This window comes from Neobacillus mesonae (genome assembly GCF_023715155.1).
In the GTDB taxonomy this organism is placed as follows: Bacteria; Bacillota; Bacilli; order Bacillales; family Cytobacillaceae; genus Neobacillus; species Neobacillus mesonae_A.
In genome coordinates this window covers 188,620-209,453 of sequence record NZ_JAMBNQ010000001.1, presented here as the reverse complement: position 1 = coordinate 209,453, position 20,834 = coordinate 188,620, and the positions used below count along the sequence as shown (strand labels likewise).

Sequence of the window (20,834 nt, the reverse complement as noted above, 5' to 3'; positions counted from 1 at the left end):
ATATACTATTTTAGGACACAATTTGTAATCAGGCAATAAGAAAACATAAGCACCTTCATAACAAGCCAAGCTGTTCCTGAAAGTTTGCTTCCTTTAACTCGCAATTACTGCTTGACAGAAATACTTTTCCATTTTATTCTATAATCAACTACTTTGTAATGCAAAGTAGTTATTTTACAAACCACTACCTTGTTTTACCATATACTATCTGAAAGGAAGCCTATTATGTCATTACGAAGCCAGTTATTAAAAGGAATATTGGATGGGTGTGTACTTTCGGTCATTGAAAAAGAACCTGCATATGGTTATGAACTTTCAAAAAAACTGCAACAAGCAGGACTTAAAGATGTTAGTGAAGGCACCATTTATCCAGTTTTATTAAGGCTGCAAAAGAATGGCTATATTCGCGGGGAAATGCAGCCTTCGGCGTCAGGCCCTAATCGAAAATATTATTTTTTAACCGAAGCTGGAATGAAAGTTTTGAATGAGATCGCAAAAGAGTGGGAACAAATTGTAATTCCTGCAAACTCATTATTAAAAAGGGGGAATTCAAATGATTGAAGCTAAGCAGTTAATTGAAATGAATAATCATCGAAGGACTGAACTAACTCCAGAAAACGAAAAATATTATACTGATTTTCTACTATATATTAGACTGCATTTATTTCTTTCAGAGCAGCAATCTGAAGAAATTTTAATGGAGATATTGGACCATTTAATTGAAGGGCAAAAAGAAGGAAAGACTGCAGCGGAAATTTTTGGGAATAATCCGAAGAGATTTGCTGATGAATTAATTGAACAGCTGCCAAGGGAGAATAGGAAAAACTTAGCTAAATTTTTTTCAGAAATTGCTCTGAATCTGTTAGGTTACTTTTTATTAATTCGTGGTGTTATTATTTTTGGAGCCTCTTTTTTCAAGGATGTAAATATTACAGTTTATCCAGTTAAAACGTCAATTATTGTCTTTTTAATTGTTGGATTCAGCCTTTTCGGTGTACGGTATATTTTTAAAATCATTAATCATTCCCTTTTTAAAGAAAAGAACAGCAGTTTAAGTGATTCAGTAAAGGCTGGTCTTTATGGCGCCGTTTCAATGGGAATCGTTATAGCTGCTGGGTATTTCCTGCCGGGCATTGGACCTTCAATGGATTTTGCATGGTACACCTCTTTGATAAGTGGAGCTGTCATTTGGGGAGTTTCCCGGATTTTAAAAAATGTGTAACCCCTTCCCATCTAATCTCAGGAAAAACATCCGCCAATTAGGTTAATTGGCGGATAAGCGGATTTAATAAATGGAAGTGGTGGATTGGGACATGTTTTCGAGAATTTCTTTCACTCTGGCAAGGAAGCGGCCGCACACTAAACCATCCAGTACTCGGTGGTCAAGTGATAAGCAAAGGTTGACCATATCACGAACTGCAATCATACCATTCATGACTACAGGGCGTTTCACTATGGATTCAACTTGTAAAATCGCTGCTTGCGGGTAATTAATAATCCCCATAGATTGAACAGATCCGAACGAGCCTGTATTGTTTACTGTAAAAGTCCCTCCCTGCATATCCTCGGGCTTCAGTTTTCCATTTCTTACTTTTAAAGCTAATTCAGAAATTTCACGGGCAATTCCCTTAATTGTCTTTTCGTCGGCATTTTTAATAACCGGAACAAATAGGGCGTCTTCAGTTGCTACAGCAATTGAAATATTCACATCTTTTTTCTGAATGATTTTATCCCCTGCCCAAATTGAGTTTATTTGCGGATATTCTTTCAAAGCCTGTGCACAAGCTTTTACAAAGAACGCAAAATAAGTAAGGTTAAAACCTTCTTTTTTCTTAAATTCTTCTTTAAGCGAATTACGGTATTCCACAAGATTCGTTGCATCTACTTCCACCATTGTCCATGCATGTGGAATTTCATGCTTGCTGCGAAGCATATTTGCCGCAATCGCTTTGCGTACACCTGTCACCGGGATTTCAATATCGCCGGCGGAGGCTGAGATATTGGCCGCAGCTGGGACAGGTTGTGGAGCCGGCTTTACTGCTGCAGGCTGGGACATTTCATTAACAGGTTCTACTATAGGGAGAGCTTCTTTTTGCCCAGCAGCTGGAATATTTCCGGACTCAATTAATTTTAATAAATCCTTTCTGGTAATCCGGCCTCCTGCGCCTGTACCTTCTACCTGTTTCAAATCAATTCCATGTTCTTGTGAAAGTTTAAGAACGGCTGGTGAATAGCGGGCTTTATTTTCTTTGCCCTTAGCGGTGCCCTCTGGTGAAACGGATAATCGTTCCGGTTTGCTGGCAGTTTCTTTAGTTTTTATTTCAGAATCCTCTTGCCCCTCCACTTCAATCGTGCAGATTATTTCGCCAACAGCAATTGTATCTCCTTCAGCTGCAACTAAATCCTTAATGACTCCTGAAAAGGATGAGGGTACTTCCGCATTTACTTTATCGGTCATTACCTCTGCTAGAGGATCATATTTATTTACTCTTTCCCCTGACTTTACCAGCCATTTACTAATGGTACCTTCTGTAACACTTTCGCCTAATTGCGGCATTTTTATTTGTTCTACTGCCAATGGGTAACCCTCCTTCTTGCTTCTAGTTTCGATCCATACTAGAACTCTGCTAATTCACGCATTGCTTTTTCTACTTTGTCAGGATTGACCATAAAAAATTTCTCCATGGACGGTGCATAAGGCATTGCCGGAACATCTGGACCTGCCAAACGTTTAATGGGGGCATCCAATTCAAATAAACAATGTTCGGCAATAATAGCCGCTACTTCGCCCATAATACTTCCTTCTTTGTTATCCTCTGTCACAAGCAAAACCTTGCCTGTTTTTGAAGCAGCTTCAATAATTGCTTCTTTATCCAGCGGATATACCGTTCGTAAATCAAGAATATGCGCTGAAATTCCGTCTTCAGCTAATTTCTCGGCAGCTTGCAGTGCAAAATGAACACATAGGCCGTAAGTAATGACCGTTATATCTTCTCCTTCTCGCTTCACATCCGCTTTTCCAATTGGCAGTGTGTAGTCCTCTAACGGGACTTCCCCTTTTATTAATCGATAAGCGCGTTTATGTTCGAAGAATAAAACCGGATCATCGTCCCGAATTGCGGCTTTTAATAATCCCTTAACATCATAGGGTGTAGAGGGCATAACAATTTTCAGTCCCGGATGGCTGGCAAAAACCGCTTCAACAGATTGGGAATGGTAAAGAGCACCATGCACACCGCCGCCATATGGAGCTCGAATGACAATCGGACAGTTCCAGTCATTATTGGAGCGATAGCGGACTTTCGCAGCCTCCGAAATAATTTGATTAACTGCGGGCATGATGAAATCAGCAAATTGCATTTCCGCAATCGGCCGCATCCCGTACATTGCTGCACCAATTCCAACTCCAGCAATAGCAGATTCTGCAAGAGGGGTATCTATTACTCTCTCTTCACCAAATTGTTCATATAATCCTTGAGTTGCCTTAAAAACACCGCCCTTTTTTCCTACATCTTCACCAAGTATAAATACCTTTGAGTCCCTTTCCATTTCTTCGCGAATGGCCATTGTTACAGCATCAATATATGAAATGACTGCCATGTTTCTCCCCCCTATCAATTCCCATAAACGTATTTCAACGCATCCTCAGGCGCTGCATACGGTGCATTTTCAGCATAGTCAGTGGCTTCATTTACCATTTTCATCACACGATTATTAATTTCTTTTTCCAGTTCCTCTGTCATAACACCAATTTCCTTTAAATAGGCTCCGAAAGTGATGATAGGATCATGCGTTTTAGCATCCGCCACTTCAGATGGAGCACGATATGAACGGTCATCATCGTCTGATGAATGCGGTGTTAAACGATAAGAAACCGTTTCAATCAAGGTAGGTCCTTCCCCGCGGCGTCCTCTATCCGCTGCATCCTTTACAACTTTATACACTTCCAATGGGTCGTTACCGTCGACTGTGAATCCTGGCATACCATAGCCAATCGCACGATCCGATACTTTTTCACAGCCCAATTGTTTTTCGACAGGTACAGAAATAGCATATTTATTATTCTCACACATAAATATCACTGGGAGTTTATGAACACCTGCAAAGTTTGCCCCCTCATGAAAATCCCCTTGGTTGGAAGATCCTTCACCAAATGTCACAAAAGAGACAAAATCCTTTTTCTCCAACTTTCCTCCAAGTGCAACTCCTACAGCATGCGGCACCTGAGTTGTCACTGGCGACGAACCTGTCACAATCCGGTTTTTCTTTTGTCCAAAATGGCCAGGCATTTGCCGTCCTCCGGAATTTGGATCTTCAGCCTTAGCAAACCCTGAAAGCATAAGCTCCCTTGGTGTCATTCCAAATGTCAATACTACTCCTAAATCGCGATAATATGGCAGTACATAGTCTTTTTCCCGATCTAATGCAAAGGCAGCACCCACCTGGGCTGCTTCCTGACCTTGACATGAAATAACAAATGGAATTTTTCCTGCACGGTTTAACAGCCACATCCGTTCATCAATACGACGCGCTAAAAGCATGGTTTCATACATTTCCAATACCTTTTCGTCGCTTAGACCTAACGCTTTATGACGATTTTCTGCCATTAAGTTCATCCTCCCGGTTATATATATCACACAAGCATATAACTATACTTGTAAGGGTAAAAGCTCTTTTATCAAGAATCAGCTTACAGCTCAAATTCTTTTATTCATCTACTTTTTAGTCAAAAAAGGTTTTCTTTAAACTTATCCGTGAATTGCCTTACCATCGACGGCCAGCGCCGCTTCCCCAATTGCCTCTGACAAAGTGGGATGTGGGTGGATAGTTTGAGCAATTTCCCATGGCACTGCATCCAAAACAAGTGCAAGCCCTGCCTCTGATATCATGTCTGTTACATGCGGTCCAATCATATGAACACCTAATAAATCATCTGTCACATCATCAGCAATAATTTTTACAAATCCATCAGCCTCGCCGAAAACAAGTGCTTTGCCAATTGCCTTGAAAGAAAATTTGCCTGTTTTCACTTTATGCCCATTTTCAATTGCCTGTTCCTCTGTGATCCCTACACTTGAAACCTCTGGATTACTATAAATACATCTTGAAACAAGATGATATTCTAATGGATCCGGCTTTTTCCCGGCAATATGTTCTACTGCTATGATTCCTTCATGGGAGGCAACGTGTGCTAATTGCAAACCTCCTATACAATCTCCAATGGCATAAATATGGGATTCCTTCGTTTGAAAATATGGATTAACGGCAATAAAACCTTTTTCAATTTGAATTTCAGTATTTTCAAGGCCAATTCCCTCCGTATTTGCCTGACGCCCAACGGAAACAAGGATTTTTTCTGCCTTAAATTCCCTTACATCCCCATTTATCTCCGCCGCAATCGTAACTCCATGATCCTTTACAAGCGATTCTGGAAGGACTTTCGCACTTGTTAAAATGGTAATTCCCTTTTTCTTCAACAATCGCTGCATTTCTTTTGATATTTCATGATCCTCTGTAGGGATAATCCTTTCAGCATATTCAATGACCGTAACCTTAACACCGAAATCAGAAAGCATCGATGCCCATTCAATGCCAATTACACCTCCTCCGACAATGATCATAGAATCGGGGAGGGATTCCATTTCTAAGGCCTCATCTGAAGTCATAACATATTCTCCATCAATACTTAGTCCTGGGAGAGTTCTGGGCCGCGATCCTGTCGCGATTATAATATTTTTAGGGATAAGCATTTCATTTTCGCTTCCGTTGTTCATTTCGACTGAAATAGTGCCAGGAATTGGGGAAAAAATAGAGGGTCCCAGTATCCGGCCAATTCCTTCATATACATCAATTTGGCCTTTCTTCATTAAATGCTGTACACCTTTATGAAGCTGGTTAATAATGTTTTGTTTTCGGTCCTGAACTTTTCCAAAGTTTAGAGAAACATTAGCTGCCTCTACTCCAAAATCTTGTGCACGCTTTGTTACAGCATATACTTCCGCACTTCTTAACATCGCTTTAGTGGGTATGCAGCCTTTATGTAAACATGTCCCGCCAAGTTTACCTTTTTCAACGATTGCTGTTTTTAAGCCAAGTTGTGAAGCACGAATAGCAGCTACATAGCCGCCCGTTCCACCGCCTATTATTACTAAATCATACTCTTGTGCCACTTTGTTTTCCTCCGAATTTTATATTTTCACTTTTCTAAGGTTTCCAGGGTAGACCTTTACCTTCTCTTCCTCTCTTAAAACACGAAGCGCTCCCTCTGCTAAAGCCTGAAGCACATCTTCACCTGGATGAACAAACACATCAGCGATCCAATTGATTCGGTCAGTTATTAATTTAACAAGATGTTTCCCATGTGCTAACACGCCCGTTAAGATAATTGCATCTACCTTACCGGATAAAACAGCGGCTGCAGCTCCTACTTCTTTTGCAGTCTGATAGGCCATCACTCCGTAAATAAATGCTGCTTCGCCATCCCCGGCCGCTATTCTTTCTTCAATCTTTACTGTATCATGAGTCCCTAGATAACCTACCAGTCCGCCTTGACCAATCAACATTTTCATCACGGCTTCTTTGTCATATTCTCCTGAAAAACAAAGAGCTGCTAAATCACCAGCCGGCACAGTACCTGCTCGTTCCGGACTAAAAGGGCCCTCACCGTTAAGTCCATTATTTACTTCCACTACTCTCCCCTTTTTATGAACACCAATTGTGATTCCCCCACCCATATGGGCCACAATTAGGTTTAACTCCTCATAGCTTTTTCCAAATTCCTTAGCAAACCTTTTGGCTGCTGCTTTTTGATTCAAGGCATGGAAGATGCTTCTCCTTTCTATCAGGGCAAAACCAGAAATCCTTGCAATTGGATCAAGTTCATCAACGACAACAGGATCAACAATAAAAGCTGGAATATTTAAACCTGAAGCAATTTCATACGAAAGAATTCCACCCAGATTTGAGATGTGCTCTCCTGAATATCCATCTCGCAAATCTGTCAGCATTTGTTCATTTACAGAGTAGGTTCCCCCTTCAATTGGCCGAAGCAAACCCCCGCGTCCTGAAACTGCACTTAATTTTGAAATATTGATGCCCTCATGATCTAATGTTTCTAAAATCATCCTTTTTCTAAATTCATATTGATCCATAATACTAGGAAAAGATTGAAGAGTTTCGGTATCATGATCAATGATTTTTTCATAAACGGATACCTCATTATCGAAAATCCCTATCTTTGTAGATGTGGTACTTGGATTAATAGTTAGAATTCGATACACATTCTCCAGCAAAAACGTTACCTCCAAATAAATTTTCATAAAGGCAAAGACGCTGAATGATCTTCAGCGCTTTCCTCTATTTGCATATCCTACCTTGTACTTCTGCGGCTTAGGATGTGGTGTCCGTTTTGTAAAAATTGACTTCTGGAATTACGAACTTTTTCTATTCTTTCTTCAGCCATGCGGTCTGCTGCAACATAGGTTGGAATTCTATCACGTTTGGAGATTTCAATAATTTTTTCAATACTGTTGTAAATTGTTTCAACTTTTTTCATTGCACGTTCACGGTTATAACCATATAACTCATCTGCAACATTAATGACCCCTCCGGCATTGATAACATAATCCGGGGCATATACAATCCCCATCTCATGAATGATATCCCCATGCTTTGTGTCCTTTAATTGATTATTTGCCGAACCTGCGATTACTTTTGCCTTTAATTGTGGTATGGTTCCATCATTAATGACAGCCCCAAGAGCACACGGTGCATAAATATCACATTCAACTCCATAAATTTCATCGGGATTAACCGCCTTTGCACCAAACTCTTCAACCGCACGATTAACAGCTTCTTTATTTATATCTGTAACAATTAAATGTGCTCCTTCTTTATGCAAGTATTGACAAAGTGTGTAAGCGACATTGCCGATGCCTTGGACGGCTATCTTTTTCCCCTCTAAAGTATCAGAACCGAAAGCCTCTTTTGCTGCAGCTTTCATTCCTCGGTACACACCATAGGCTGTTACAGGCGAGGGGTTTCCAGATGAACCGAAGGCAGGTGAAATTCCTGTCACATAATCCGTTTCCTCATGAATTAGATCCATATCACTGACAGCTGTTCCAACATCTTCGGCAGTGATATAACGGCCATTTAGTCCTTGGATATAGCGGCCAAATGCCCGGAACATTGCTTCATTTTTATCCTTTCTAGGATTTCCGATAATAACTGTTTTTCCACCGCCTAAGTTTAATCCGGCAGCAGCATTTTTATATGTCATCCCTCTAGCCAGACGCAGGGCATCCTCAATCGCGGCCTCTTCTGATGGATATGTCCACATTCTTGTACCGCCTAGTGCCGGCCCAAGCGTTGTATCATGAATAGCGATAATCGCCTTTAATCCAGATTGTTTATCCTGGCAAAAGACTAGTTGTTCATAATCATATTTCTCTAAATACTTGAAAATCTCCATGCTGCTTCCTCCTTCATTTTGTCAAAACATCTATGTTTGTTTCAGGAGCAATGGTCCCGGTCATTTTTGAAATCGTGCAACAAGCAGACATCTTCCCAAACATCCTTTACAGTAACTCCATTTAACCAAGATGCAAGTATTATGCCAAAACCAAATTATGAAAACGTTTTATTCACCTATCCCTGATACAAGAAAAATTTTTCATAGTGTGAAAATTATTGCATGCCATTATTTTCAAGTTTATATTTTTCCAGTTTGTAATATAAATTTCTTACAGATAATCCAAGTGTTTTGGCTGTTAAGGTTTTATTTCCTTTTAAACCGGAAAGTGTTTGTTGGATGATTCGCGCCTCATATTCTTCTACCATTTCAGATAGAGGCCGCGCCCCTGCAGCGTATTCGATATCTATTTTTTCTACATGCTCATTTTGCACTTTGTTATGATTTAAATCAGGTAAATGTTGAACATCTATATTTGTTTCAAAATATTTCATAAAAATAATCGCTCTGCCAAGAATATTTTCAAGTTCTCTTACATTTCCCGGCCAGTCATATCTCATCAAATAGGAAAGTGCCTCGTCAGTAATTCCAGTGACATTCCTTCCATAGTCCCGGTTTATTTTTTGAATTAAGCGGTCGCACAGAATGGGTATTTCAGATTTACGATTCTTTAGCGGCGGTATGTGGATTGGCATACGATTTAGCCGATAATACAAGTCTTCCCTAAACGTCCCTTTCGCAATACCCTTTTCCAAGTTGACGTTTGTTGCAGCAATAATTCTCACATTAATCGTAATCGGCTTCGTTCCACCTACTCGTATAATTTCCCCTTCCTGCAAGACTCTAAGCAGTTTGGCCTGAGTATTTGCAGATAATTCACCAATCTCATCGAGAAAAATACTTCCATTATTCGCCTCTTCGAATAAACCTCTTTTCCCGCCTCTTAAAGCGCCTGAAAATGCTCCTTCTTCATAACCGAATAATTCACTTTCCAAAAGTGTTTCAGAAATCGCGGCACAGTTTACGCGGATAAATTTGTTATATTTACGATCACTTGCATTATGTATTGCGTGGGCAAATAGTTCTTTACCTGTCCCTGATTCGCCGCGTAAAAGGATGGTTGCCGGAGTTTTTGCACCCAGCTTGGCCTGTTCAATTGCCAGCATCATTTCATCGGACTTTCCAATAATATCTTCAAAGGTATATTTTGCTTCGAGATTTCGGATTATTTGTCTCGCCCGGTTCAATTCCCTGCTTAGCGATTTCAACTCCGATGTATCGTGAATAACACCAACGCTGCCTTTTAATTTTCCATTTACGATGATGGGGGCAACATTAACGATAACTTCTCTTTTATTTGGCCCTACCCTCATTGATGTTCCGCGTACAGCCCGTCTCGTTTTCAACACCTTCATATGCATACTTTCCCCTTCGGAAATGTCAGCTGTTGCAGGCTTTCCTATCACCTGTTCCTCGGTAAGACCAGTAATTCTGGTGTAAGCAGGATTAATTAGAATCCCCTTCCCATTTTCATCCACTACCGAAATAGCATCATCACTGGAATGGATAATGGCTTGAAGCATGGTTTGAATTTCCTTTAAATCCGTAATTTCTTCCGCCAATTTAACTGCTTCGGTAATATCTTTAAATACAGCAAGGGCTCCTATTAATGCTCCATTTTCTTCAATAATGGGGATTCTGTTTGTGATAATCTTGCGTCCATTGCTTAAGATCATCTCTTGATTTATTTCAGTTCTGCGTGTATTAAGAATGATTGGCAGGCGGCTCTTTGGAATTACTTCGACTACATATCTGCCAATGGCCTGTTCTCTTTTAACCCCCATCATTTCTTCCGCTCTGTCGTTGTATAAAATGACTTTTCCTTTTTTATCAATCACAACCATACCATCATTTGAAGCATTGAAGATTAGCTCCTGAAGATAGGATTCGTATTGATGTTTCTTAATTAACTCTTCTTTTTCTTCCATTAATCTTGCAACAAGATAAGCAACACTGCCCGGAATCAAAACCGTTTTTTTATCTTTTTCATTTCTCAGCTGTTGGAATACCTCATCATCCCCTGTCACCTCAATGATGATATCAATCTGTTCAGATAAAAACGGAGTCCATTCTATGCCTGTCTTGATTCCCTCTTGCCGGGCTAGTAAAATTCCTGGTGCATCCTCATTACAGTCAATAACCGCAGAAACATGCAGTACTTCAGATTCCTTCAATATTTTTAAAATGGCAGTTCCACCTTTGCCAGCACCAACAATAAGGACATTTTGCATGAGTCCACCCCTTTTAAGACCAGAAATTTTTTTCATGCAACATTTTTCACATTACATTGTAACTCGAAAATATTCGATTGACAAATTCTATCTATAGACTATTCTTTTCTTAAGAGAGATAATAGGAATTATGATAATTCAAAATGGAAGGATTTATTTATGATACGTTTAATTGCCCTAATTACTCTTTTAATCCCAGGGTTTTTGGCAGCTTTAGGTATTAAGTTAATGCGTGATATGACCTTTGGAGTTCTTCAGCCGCCCTTTTCACATTTATGGCTGCAATTCCTTGTCGGGTTATTATTATTTGTCGCTGGTTTGGGATTTTTGGGTGGATTTATATTTCATCGTGACCGCAAAAGAAATAAAATCCAGGCCAGATTTAAACAAAAATAAAAGAGGCCATGGTTATGGTCTCTTTTATTTTTGTTTTTTACATTTCAATGCTTTTACAGGATTATCTGTGATGACTGCAGTACAATTTAACTTAAACAGCCGTTTTAAATCTAAGTCCCTATTTACCGTGTACGGCCTTACAGCAATACCATTTTCCATTGTAGTAGTGATGATATGATCAGGAATGGTTGAATGTTTAGGATGAATTCCTTTCGCTCTAATGGATTGTGAATAAATCCATGGCATATAGATAGCTTCTAGAAAAAGCGGAGCTGTCTCAATTTCCGGAGCTAATCGATAACAATATACGATACTGTAATGGTTAAAAGAAGAAATAATAATTCTATTTTGCAATCCAAATTTTCTAATCAGTTTAATCACCTTTTCTTCCATCCCCTCATAAGGGAATAAACCATTTTTCATTTCAATATTACATATTAGCTGGTTCGTTTTCATCCATTCAAAAACCTCTTCCAATGATGGAATCGGCTCCTTTTTAATTCCTTTTTTGTTGGCATTTAATTTTCTAATTTCCTTATAGGAAAAATCTTTTACAAAACCATGGCCGTTCGTTGTCCGGTCCACCTTCTCATCATGAATTACCACAATTTCACCGTCACTAGTTAATTGGACATCCAGTTCAATTCCATCTGCACCTGCATTTTCTGCTCCAATAAAGGCATTCATTGTATTTTCGGCAAATGAAGTGGAGTATCCTCGATGGGCAATTATTTGTGTCATTTTTTTCACTTCCATTCATAAAAAATAAAGCTGTGTCTGCTTTAGGCACTTCGCTTTTAAAGATGTAATCAGCAAAGTGTTAAAATCAACACCGCTTTTTAATCCCAAAATAACCCCTTCTAAAAATGCCTATAGAACAGAGTATGCAGATACATAATTTTTTCCCCTTCAATCCTCATTCAAGAGGATGAAAAAAAACCCCATTTCTGAGGTTTTTCGATTTTTATTCCTTTCAAGAAGCTTTATGTTCAAGACGTAATTTGTCCGCTACCATCGCGATAAATTCAGAGTTAGTGGGTTTTGCTTTGGTCATGCTGACTGTATAACCAAATAACGAAGAAATGGAATCGATATTTCCCCTGCTCCATGCAACTTCGATCGCATGGCGGATTGCCCTTTCAACACGGCTGGCAGTTGTATTATATTTTTTGGCAATATCCGGGTAAAGCACTTTTGTAATGGAGCCTAACAGCTCGATATCATTATAGACCATGGCAATGGCTTCACGTAAATACAAATATCCTTTAATGTGTGCAGGAACTCCAATCTCATGAATGATGCTTGTAATGCTGGCATCTAAATTCTTAGGTTTGGATTCAGCCTGTGCACGGTAATTAGGAGTTGCACTTTTACGTGCACTCATCGAATGGCCGCCTCCGCTTACCTGGCGAATATGGCTGCCCAAGTTTTCCATGTCAAAAGGTTTTAGGATGAAGTATGATGCACCTAGTTCAACAGCTTTTTTTGTAACATCTTCTTGACCAAATGCTGTTAACATTATTACATTGGGTAAAATCCCTTTCTTTAAATCACGAAGCCGCTCTAAAACCGCTAATCCGTCAAGATGGGGCATAATGATATCCAAAACCAATACATCCGGTTCCGCTGTATTCAGCATATCTAAACATTCTTGACCGTTATGGGCAACTCCCGCCACTTCCATATCTTCTTGAGAGGATATGTAATCCTCTAACAATCCAACCAATTCTCTATTGTCATCCACGACACACACTTTAATTTTTTTCAACTTCAGTTCCTCCCTCAGGTCATCACAAATTCTCTATTTATCAAATTAATCCTGTATAATGCCTATTTTCTATTCTAAATTACAAATTCGACAATGCAACAAAAATTCCTCTCATTTTTTTAATATTTCTTAAAATAGTGATAAAATCTTATTTTTTCTTCGTTTTTCTTCTTATTTCGACGAAAAACGCAAATTCACCAAATATGGATAGAAGATTTGTCAATAAAGAGATATGTAAAAAGAAGCAAAATAGGATAAAAAGCCTATTTTGCCTTAAAATATTCATTGTTAACTTGCTTTGTCATTTGGCATTTCATATATATTAATTCCAGCTTCATTCAACATCCATTCAATATGGACTCCATATCCTGAAGTCGGATCATTTACGAAAACATGGGTTACAGCGCCAATCAATTTTCCGTTTTGAATAATCGGACTGCCGCTCATTCCTTGGACAATACCACCTGTTTTTTCAAGAAGTTTTGGATCAGTTATTTTGATAACCATGCCCTTTGTGGCAGGAAATTTCTGCGGTATGGTACTGACGATTTCTACGTCAAATTCTTCAACTTTATCATTGTTTACTACCGTTAATATTTTTGCCGGACCTTCCTTCACTTGATGAGATAATGCAATAGGAAGCGGCTTATCCATTATACCATTTGAAAGCCCCTTATTTAATTGGCCAAATATACCAAATGGACTATTTTTCTTAATATTTCCTACAATCTCATGATCATTAGAGAAACGAGCTAATTTTTCCCCTGGGTCTCCATTACTCCCTTTTTCAATGGAAGTAACTGTGGAGCGTACAATTTGTCCATCTTCCACCACAATTGGCTGTTTTGTATCCATATCTGATATAACATGTCCTAAAGCACCATATTTCTTAGACCCTGGGTGAATAAATGTCATTGTTCCAATTCCTGCGGCAGAATCTCGAATATATAATCCCAGCTTATAGGAATTTTCACCCTTGTCTTTTAAAGGTGTTAATTTTGTTTTGAATTTGCCATTTTCACGGCTGATGACCAAATCTAAAGCTTTTTTATCTTTTCCAGCAGCTTGAACATATGGGGCGACATCTGTCATTTTTTCAATTTTATTTCCGTTGATTTCTGTTATAATATCTCCAACTTTAACTCCTGCAGTTTCACCTGGAGACTTTTTTCCATTTGCGGTATTTACTAAGTGGTGACCAACCACTAGGACGCCAACTGTATTTAATTTTACACCAATAGATTGTCCGCCTGGAATAACACGAAAATCCTTTAATACTTTTACATCGACCTTCTTAATGGGGATACCAGCATATTCTAACAGCATTTCATTTTTGCCTGTGGCCCTGGCCTCTAATGAGACCGCGTTTTTTTCCTGATTAAGTGAAATATTTGAATTAGATTGGAGTACGGCTGTAACCGGGGCAGCCTTTTGAATTTTGTAATCCTGTCCTTCAAACATTGTAACCGACTTTGGGATACTTACATATTGACGCAAAGGTTGAAAAAAAATAATACTGATTAATGAAACAAGGAGAATTCCACCAATAATTTTTCTTATCGTCTCTATCTTCAAACTTTTCACTCTCCTCGCTTCTATTTGCTGCAATTAAGGTAAAACTTCAATTCCCGCTGATTGTGTTAAAATCAATCGGGCGCATACGGCAGTTGTTCCCCCGCTAATTCTTCTTTCTTAAGCTTAAACCTTTGAGTGGGGGCTTGCTGCACGTTAATGCAGATAAAAATGGCTACATCTTTAATTTTGCCTCCTTAACAGTCATTTATAACTGCGTTCTATATAAAAAAGCTACCCAAGATGGGTAGCTTTTCAAATTCTAAAAAAAAATGTCTAACGAACTTTTTCGGCTTTCTTTGTGTCCTCTGCCAAATGCAATAATTCTTCCGCATGTTTCTTTGTTAAATCGGTGATTTCTACCCCTGAAATCATACGGCCTATTTCTTTAATTTTCTCTGCATCATTAAGCGGTGCAACAGCTGTAGATGTACGGCCGTCTTTTACCTTCTTAGAAATGAACAAATGGGTGTCTGCCATTGCAGCTACTTGTGGCAGATGAGAAATACATAATACTTGCGAATCAAGTGCCACTTTATAAATTTTTTCGGCGATTGCCTGGGCTACCCTGCCGCTGACACCAGTATCAACTTCATCGAAAATAATTGAAGTTACTCCTTGGTGTTTAGAAAAGATGCTTTTTAAAGCAAGCATAATTCTGGACAATTCTCCCCCGGAGGCAACTTTTGATAATGGTTTTAATGGTTCGCCGGGATTTGTCGAAATATAAAATTGCACATAGTCAGAGCCATCTCTTGAAAAATGATCTTCATCTGTTTCAAACTTAATTTCAAAAACCGTCTTTTCCATATATAGTTCTTTTAATTCTTTATGTATGAGTCCTGTCAGCTTAGCTGCCCATTTATGGCGAAGATCGGTTAATTGTTTTGCTTCAACAGCCAAATCCTTTTTAATGGATGCTAATTCTTTTTCCAATTCATCAATATGTGTTTCTTTATTCTGAATGGTTTCAATTTCTTCTTCTATTTTTGCCTCATATTCTAATATTTCCTGAATGGTTTTACCATATTTACGCTTGAGTTGGTTTATTTCATTCAGGCGGTCCTCAATTTCATTTAGTCTTTGAGGATCAAATTCTAAAGTATCTAGTTCATTTCTTAAAGTCCGTGAAATATCCTCTAACTGGTAAAAACAATTGGCTGCAGCTTCAGAAATATCTTTATAAGCAGTATCAATCGCTGCCGCATCCTCCAGGTAGCCCATTGCCATTCCGACCCAATCAAGCCCTTTCTGTTCTCCCTGAAGGGCAGTAAAACTTAATTGAACCGCCTCATATATCTTTTCAAAATTCGATAGTTTCTTTTTCTCTTCATATAGTTCATCATCTTCATGAAGCTTTAAATTTGCTTTTTGAATTTCATCATACTGAAATAAAATCAAGTCAAGTCTATGGGCCATTTGCTGGTCATTTTCACTTAATGCCTTTAAACGGCTTTGAGTTTGCTCGAAGCGATGAAAGATTTGCTGATATTCATTTAAGGAAGCGGCTATTTCCTTTCCGCCATATTGGTCAAGTAATGGTAAATGTCTAGTTTCATCCATTAATTCTTGATGTTCATGCTGGCCGTGTATATCAACAAGGGATGCCCCAATTTCCCGCAGTGTTGAAATTGTGACTAATTTCCCATTTACACGGCAGACACTTTTTCCAGTATGGGAAATGTCCCGCCGTAAAACAATCATTCCGTCTTCAATTTCAATTCCAAATTCTAACGCCTTTTGGTAGACAGGATGATGATCAGGATCAAGCTGAAATAATCCCTCAATTTCTGCTTTTTCCTCTCCATGGCGGACAAATTCTGCTGAACCTCTGCCTCCAGTTAACAAATGGATTGCATCAATAATAATTGACTTTCCAGCACCAGTTTCCCCTGTTAAAACAGAAAGGCCCTTTTCAAAAGAAATTGACAGGTTTTCAATAATAGCAAAATTTTTAATTGAAAGTTCTGCAAGCAAGAACTATTCCCCCTATTTAAAGCATATCAAGGAAACGGTTTGTAATAACTTCAATATCTTCAGGTGTTCTGCAAATGATAAGAATCGTATCATCGCCACAAATCGTTCCTAAAATTTCATCCCATTCCAAGTGGTCAATCAGCGCACCAATCGCCATTGCATTTCCCGGCAGACATTTCATAACTAATAAATGCCCGGCTGAATCAATCCGGACGAATGCATCAACCAACGCCCTTTTTAATTTTTGCAAGGGATTAAACCTTTGATCCGCAGGCAGACTGTATTTGTAACGTCCATCACTTAAAGGTACTTTCACAAGATGTAATTCTTTGATATCACGTGAGATTGTAGCCTGGGTGATATTATAGCCAGCTTCTTTTAATGCATCAACCAATTCATCCTGTGTTTCAATATCATTTCCTGCAATGATTTCTCTAATTTTGATATGACGTTGACCTTTGTTCATTATTTCACCCCAATGATTAACATATGAGAATATTGTAGTAAAGTGTCACTTACCATTATGTTAGCCCATTTAAACAAAATTGTACATAAAAATACATACATATACATAAAAGGATAAGCAGATGCCTATCCTTCTTCCTGTTTGGTATGAAATTCTTCATGTGCTTTGCTGACAACTTCTTGGGGTGTTATTTGCAGTTGATTCACACCGGAACCCTTTTCTCCGTCCCAATTAAGATGAAGCAGAAATTCAATATTCCCATCCCCGCCAGTGATAGGTGAATATGATAAATTCCTGACTATATATCCTTGGCTTAAAGAAAAATCAATAATTTTTTCAATTACCTGCAGGTGGACCTTTGGATCACGGACAATTCCTTTTTTTCCTACCTGCTCACGTCCTGCTTCAAATTGTGGTTTCACTAAAGCCACGATATCGCTGCCAGTAACAAGCAACGTTTTCAATACCGGCAAAATTAAAGTTAACGAAATAAATGAAACATCAATGGTTGCAAAGTTTGGCATTTCCTCATGTAAATCAGAGGGGGTCACATAACGAAAGTTGGTCCGCTCCATCACAATTACCCGTTCATCCTGCCTTAGTTTCCATGCAAGCTGATTATATCCAACATCTAGTGCATAAGACATCTTTGCGCCATTTTGCAAGGCACAGTCGGTAAAACCTCCTGTTGATGCTCCAATATCCAAAAGAATTTTATCCGCAACATCTACCTCAAATACTTTAAGAGCTTTTTCCAGCTTTAGACCGCCGCGGCTGACATATGGAATCGCATGCCCTTTTACAGTAAGAGGTATATCAATTTTGACTTTTTCTCCTGGTTTTTCTAAACGTCCCTCATTAGTATACACAAGCCCTGCCATGATAGCCCGCTTAGCTTTTTCACGTGTCTCAAAATGCCCTCTTTCAACAAGTAATACATCTAACCGTTCTTTATTTTTCATGATTCATGCCCTTTGTTGTTTTTTTCTAGCCATAATCGAAATTCTTTTGACTACTTCTTCTGAAGTCAAACCAATTTCCTTTAAGAGGCAGGAAACATCCCCATGTTCAATAAATCGGTCAGGAATCCCCATCCTGTCAATATAGGGATGGTAATACCCTTCGGACTGGGCATATTCCAATACAGAACTGCCGAATCCACCTTGCAGAACTGCTTCCTCAATTGTAAGAATTGGGATATTTTCGTTCAATAAAGAAGAAAGCATTTTACCATCCAATGGTTTAATAAATCTTGCATTAATGACTCTGACTGAAATACCCTGTTTTTCAAGTTTCATTGCCGCATCAAGAGCCATAGGGATGGTTGTTCCAAATGTCAGGATTGCAGCATCATAGCCCTCTTTAAGAACTTCCCAAGTACCAATTGGAATGGATTTAAGGTCTTTATCAAGCGGCACCCCAAGGCCGTTACCACGAGGAAACCTCATTGCAATAGGTCCTTCATTATAATTTAAAGCTGTATAAACCATATGCTGACCTTCATTTTCATCTTTTGGCATCATCAAAACGATGTTGGGAACATGTCTAAGGAAAGCAATATCAAAGACACCTTGGTGGGTTTCACCATCGGCGCCGACGAGTCCTGCACGATCAATGCCAATAAAAACATTTAGGTTTTGCCGGCAAATATCATGAACAACCTGATCATATGCTCTTTGTAAGAAAGTAGAGTATATGGCTAGGAATGGTTTCATGTTTACCGCAGCTAAACCAGCTGCAACTGTGGCTGCATGCTGTTCGGCAATTCCGACATCATACATTCGATCTGGAAATTCACTAGCAAAGCCTTCAAGCTTTGATCCAACAGGCATTGCAGGGGTAATCGCAACAATCCTGTTATCTGTACGTGCAAGTCTTCGAACCGTTTCACTTACTAGGCTGCTCCAAGCAGGAGGCTGCTTTTTAGCAGGCTTCACAAAATCGCCAGTGTCCATTTTATATGGTCCTGTCCCATGCCATGTCCCTTTTTTATCGGACTCTGCTGGAGAGAATCCTTTTCCTTTTTTAGTCATAACATGAAGGATTGTCGGTCCCTCGGTTTTTTTCGCATAGTTCAAGTTTTCAAATAACGAATCAAAATCATGGCCGTCAATTGGACCGAGATACGTAAATCCAAGCTCTTCAAAAAACATGCCTGAAACAAACAAATATTTTAGGCTGTCCTTTATTCTCTCTGCTGTTGCAGCAAGTTTCCCGCCTACAGCAGGCACCTTTTTCAATAAAACTTCCAGCTCATCTTTGACCCACTGATATTTTCCTGCTGTCCTGAGCTGCATGAGGATGTTGTGCAATGCCCCAACATTCGGTGCAATCGACATTTCATTATCATTTAAAATCACAATCATATCTTTCTTTTCGTGGCCGATATGGTTTAAAGCTTCTAATGCCATGCCCCCTGTTAATGCACCATCACCTATTACCGGAATGACATAGTTCTTTTCTCCTTTTAAATCCCGTGCAATCGCCATTCCCATAGCTGCAGAAAGGGATGTTGAGCTATGACCCGTCTCCCACACATCATGCTCGCTCTCCATTCTCTTTGGAAATCCGCATAGTCCTTTATATTGTCTTAAGCTGTCAAATTCAGATGCTCTGCCTGTTAAAATCTTATGTACATAAGATTGATGACCAACATCCCAAATAATTTTATCTGTTGGACTGTTAAAACATTTATGCAATGCAATCGTTAATTCCACCACACCTAAATTTGGTCCAATATGGCCGCCTGTCACCGACAGCTTTTCAATCAAGAATTGGCGGATTTCCTGACTTAAAGCTTGAAGTTCTTTTGTAGACATTCTTTTTAAAAAGGACGGGTCTTTTATTGATAATAGATCCATGATGGACCACTCACTTTCATAACTTTAATATCTTAAAAATAGCCGCTGACACAAGTGTGCGGGCGGCCTTTACAACGTATTCTGCAATGAAAACCATTATAACACAGTTATTTCATTGTCACAAATTCCCGCTGATTAATGATTTCTAGTTGCTACTAAGTCCGTAATTTCAAGAAGGAGGTTTGTATTTAATCCGGTCTTTTTCAAATTTTCTTTTGCAAGGGTAATTTGTGACCCGAGAGCATCTTTTGCTCCTTCCAAGGATAACAATTGCGGGTACGTACTTTTATGATTAGCTGTATCACTGCCAATTGGTTTTCCAATCAATTGCTGATTACCTGTTACATCTAGAATGTCATCCTGAATCTGAAAGGCAAGTCCAAGGTGGTGGGCAAATTGAGATAAGCTCTCTATTTGAGTTTTATTTGCTCCAGCTAACAAAGCACCAGCTAAAACACTAAACCTTAATAGCTTTCCTGTTTTATGTATATGGATATATTCAAGCTCCTCAAGGGTTAATGTTTTCTCCTCACCTTCCATATCGGCCACTTGTCCTCCAACCATTCCCTCTGCACCCGCAGCTTTGGCCATTTCCGTTATGACATTTAATTTTGTTTCTGCTGAAGCAAAATCATTGGAAATGTTATTAATTACTTCAAAACTGTAGGTTAATAAAGCGTCACCAGCCAAGGTTGCAACGGCATCTCCAAAAACTTTATGGTTGGTTGGCTTGCCTCTTCGCAGATCATCATTATCCATGCTGGGCAAATCATCATGAATGAGGGAATATGTATGAATCATCTCAATTGCTGCAGCTGCCGGAAGTCCATTTTTAGGGTCAATCCCAAATGCTTCAAGGGTTGCAAGTAATAATAATGGACGGATTCTCTTTCCTCCTGCCTCAAGAGAATAAACCATTGATTCTTTTAAGATAAGAGGAGCATCCAGTTCCTCAACTAAATGGCGAAGCTCCTTTTCTAGCAGTTGTTTGTACTCTCTGGAAAATGCCTTTAAACCTTGAGATTCCAAC

18 protein-coding genes are annotated in these 20,834 nt (G+C 39.1%); 3 read left to right on the top strand and 15 right to left on the bottom strand.

The window, feature by feature from the left end:
- The first annotated feature begins 225 nt into the window (after nucleotides 1-225).
- On the top strand, nucleotides 226-561 hold the full coding sequence (locus M3183_RS01120) for a PadR family transcriptional regulator (RefSeq protein ID WP_251465545.1): 336 nt from the start codon (nucleotides 226-228) through the stop codon (nucleotides 559-561).
- Entirely contained in the window at nucleotides 554-1,222 is a 669-nt protein-coding gene (locus M3183_RS01115; protein ID WP_251465544.1) for a DUF1129 family protein, read from the top strand. The genes M3183_RS01120 and M3183_RS01115 overlap by 8 nt, the downstream gene beginning before the upstream one ends.
- A 63-nt stretch (nucleotides 1,223-1,285) precedes the next feature.
- Here the strand turns inward: M3183_RS01115 and M3183_RS01110 are convergent, their stop codons facing one another.
- The 7 genes from M3183_RS01110 to M3183_RS01080 form a co-directional block, all read right to left on the bottom strand.
- A complete protein-coding gene (locus tag M3183_RS01110; protein WP_251465542.1) occupies nucleotides 1,286-2,578 on the bottom strand; it encodes a dihydrolipoamide acetyltransferase family protein in 1,293 nt (430 codons plus the stop codon).
- A 38-nt stretch (nucleotides 2,579-2,616) separates the two neighbouring features.
- Nucleotides 2,617-3,600: an alpha-ketoacid dehydrogenase subunit beta gene (locus tag M3183_RS01105; RefSeq protein WP_251465541.1), complete on the bottom strand. Its 984-nt coding sequence runs from the start codon at nucleotides 3,598-3,600 to the stop codon at nucleotides 2,617-2,619.
- A gap of 14 nt (nucleotides 3,601-3,614) precedes the next feature.
- Complete coding sequence (locus M3183_RS01100) at nucleotides 3,615-4,607, bottom strand: thiamine pyrophosphate-dependent dehydrogenase E1 component subunit alpha (RefSeq protein ID WP_251465540.1); 993 nt, start codon at nucleotides 4,605-4,607, stop codon at nucleotides 3,615-3,617.
- 141 nt (nucleotides 4,608-4,748) lie between these two features.
- On the bottom strand, nucleotides 4,749-6,170 hold the full coding sequence (gene lpdA, locus M3183_RS01095) for a dihydrolipoyl dehydrogenase (RefSeq protein WP_251465539.1): 1,422 nt from the start codon (nucleotides 6,168-6,170) through the stop codon (nucleotides 4,749-4,751).
- 18 nt (nucleotides 6,171-6,188) lie between these two features.
- The gene (buk, locus tag M3183_RS01090; protein WP_251465538.1) at nucleotides 6,189-7,292 is read right to left on the bottom strand and encodes a butyrate kinase; all 1,104 of its coding nucleotides are present in this window, start codon (nucleotides 7,290-7,292) and stop codon (nucleotides 6,189-6,191) included.
- Nucleotides 7,293-7,369: 77 nt separating this feature from the next.
- On the bottom strand, nucleotides 7,370-8,473 hold the full coding sequence (bcd, locus tag M3183_RS01085; RefSeq protein ID WP_251465537.1) for a branched-chain amino acid dehydrogenase: 1,104 nt from the start codon (nucleotides 8,471-8,473) through the stop codon (nucleotides 7,370-7,372).
- 215 nt (nucleotides 8,474-8,688) lie between these two features.
- Nucleotides 8,689-10,764 carry a sigma-54 interaction domain-containing protein gene (locus M3183_RS01080; RefSeq protein WP_251465534.1) on the bottom strand — a complete coding sequence of 692 codons (2,076 nt, stop codon included), beginning with the start codon at nucleotides 10,762-10,764 and terminating at the stop codon, nucleotides 8,689-8,691.
- Between the two features lie 159 nt (nucleotides 10,765-10,923).
- On the opposite strand from M3183_RS01080, the gene M3183_RS01075 reads away from it, so the two are divergent.
- The gene (locus M3183_RS01075; protein WP_251465532.1) at nucleotides 10,924-11,160 is read left to right on the top strand and encodes a DUF2627 domain-containing protein; all 237 of its coding nucleotides are present in this window, start codon (nucleotides 10,924-10,926) and stop codon (nucleotides 11,158-11,160) included.
- Between the two features lie 24 nt (nucleotides 11,161-11,184).
- On the opposite strand, the gene M3183_RS01070 is transcribed toward M3183_RS01075, so the two are convergent.
- The 8 genes from M3183_RS01070 to M3183_RS01035 form a co-directional block, all read right to left on the bottom strand.
- On the bottom strand, nucleotides 11,185-11,901 hold the full coding sequence (locus M3183_RS01070) for a glycerophosphodiester phosphodiesterase (RefSeq protein ID WP_251465531.1): 717 nt from the start codon (nucleotides 11,899-11,901) through the stop codon (nucleotides 11,185-11,187).
- A gap of 232 nt (nucleotides 11,902-12,133) precedes the next feature.
- Nucleotides 12,134-12,928 (bottom strand): sporulation transcription factor Spo0A, encoded by a 795-nt coding sequence (spo0A, locus tag M3183_RS01065; RefSeq protein ID WP_251465529.1) that lies wholly within the window; start codon nucleotides 12,926-12,928, stop codon nucleotides 12,134-12,136.
- 288 nt (nucleotides 12,929-13,216) lie between these two features.
- Nucleotides 13,217-14,503 (bottom strand): SpoIVB peptidase, encoded by a 1,287-nt coding sequence (gene spoIVB / locus M3183_RS01060; RefSeq protein ID WP_251465527.1) that lies wholly within the window; start codon nucleotides 14,501-14,503, stop codon nucleotides 13,217-13,219.
- A 273-nt stretch (nucleotides 14,504-14,776) separates the two neighbouring features.
- A complete protein-coding gene (gene recN, locus M3183_RS01055) occupies nucleotides 14,777-16,477 on the bottom strand; it encodes a DNA repair protein RecN (protein WP_251465526.1) in 1,701 nt (566 codons plus the stop codon).
- Between the two features lie 16 nt (nucleotides 16,478-16,493).
- Nucleotides 16,494-16,943, bottom strand: coding sequence for a transcriptional regulator AhrC/ArgR (gene ahrC / locus M3183_RS01050; protein ID WP_251465525.1), 450 nt, complete (start codon nucleotides 16,941-16,943; stop codon nucleotides 16,494-16,496).
- A 125-nt stretch (nucleotides 16,944-17,068) separates the two neighbouring features.
- A complete protein-coding gene (locus M3183_RS01045; RefSeq protein ID WP_251465524.1) occupies nucleotides 17,069-17,905 on the bottom strand; it encodes a TlyA family RNA methyltransferase in 837 nt (278 codons plus the stop codon).
- Nucleotides 17,906-17,908: 3 nt separating this feature from the next.
- Nucleotides 17,909-19,804, bottom strand: a complete 1,896-nt coding sequence (gene dxs, locus M3183_RS01040; RefSeq protein ID WP_251465523.1) for a 1-deoxy-D-xylulose-5-phosphate synthase — start codon at nucleotides 19,802-19,804, stop codon at nucleotides 17,909-17,911.
- A gap of 135 nt (nucleotides 19,805-19,939) precedes the next feature.
- Nucleotides 19,940-20,833 (bottom strand): polyprenyl synthetase family protein, encoded by an 894-nt coding sequence (locus M3183_RS01035; RefSeq protein WP_251465522.1) that lies wholly within the window; start codon nucleotides 20,831-20,833, stop codon nucleotides 19,940-19,942.
- Between the last annotated feature and the right edge of the window lies 1 nt (nucleotide 20,834).

Coding starts and splice junctions, on each gene's coding strand:
- M3183_RS01120 (WP_251465545.1), top strand. CDS start 226: ATGTCATTACGAAGCCAGTTATTAAAAGGAATATTGGATGGGTGTGTA.
- M3183_RS01115 (WP_251465544.1), top strand. CDS start 554: ATGATTGAAGCTAAGCAGTTAATTGAAATGAATAATCATCGAAGGACT.
- M3183_RS01105 (WP_251465541.1), bottom strand. CDS start 3,600: ATGGCAGTCATTTCATATATTGATGCTGTAACAATGGCCATTCGCGAA.
- M3183_RS01100 (WP_251465540.1), bottom strand. CDS start 4,607: ATGGCAGAAAATCGTCATAAAGCGTTAGGTCTAAGCGACGAAAAGGTA.
- bcd (WP_251465537.1), bottom strand. CDS start 8,473: ATGGAGATTTTCAAGTATTTAGAGAAATATGATTATGAACAACTAGTC.
- M3183_RS01080 (WP_251465534.1), bottom strand. CDS start 10,764: ATGCAAAATGTCCTTATTGTTGGTGCTGGCAAAGGTGGAACTGCCATT.
- M3183_RS01075 (WP_251465532.1), top strand. CDS start 10,924: ATGATACGTTTAATTGCCCTAATTACTCTTTTAATCCCAGGGTTTTTG.
- M3183_RS01070 (WP_251465531.1), bottom strand. CDS start 11,901: ATGACACAAATAATTGCCCATCGAGGATACTCCACTTCATTTGCCGAA.
- ahrC (WP_251465525.1), bottom strand. CDS start 16,943: ATGAACAAAGGTCAACGTCATATCAAAATTAGAGAAATCATTGCAGGA.
- M3183_RS01045 (WP_251465524.1), bottom strand. CDS start 17,905: ATGAAAAATAAAGAACGGTTAGATGTATTACTTGTTGAAAGAGGGCAT.
- dxs (WP_251465523.1), bottom strand. CDS start 19,804: ATGGATCTATTATCAATAAAAGACCCGTCCTTTTTAAAAAGAATGTCT.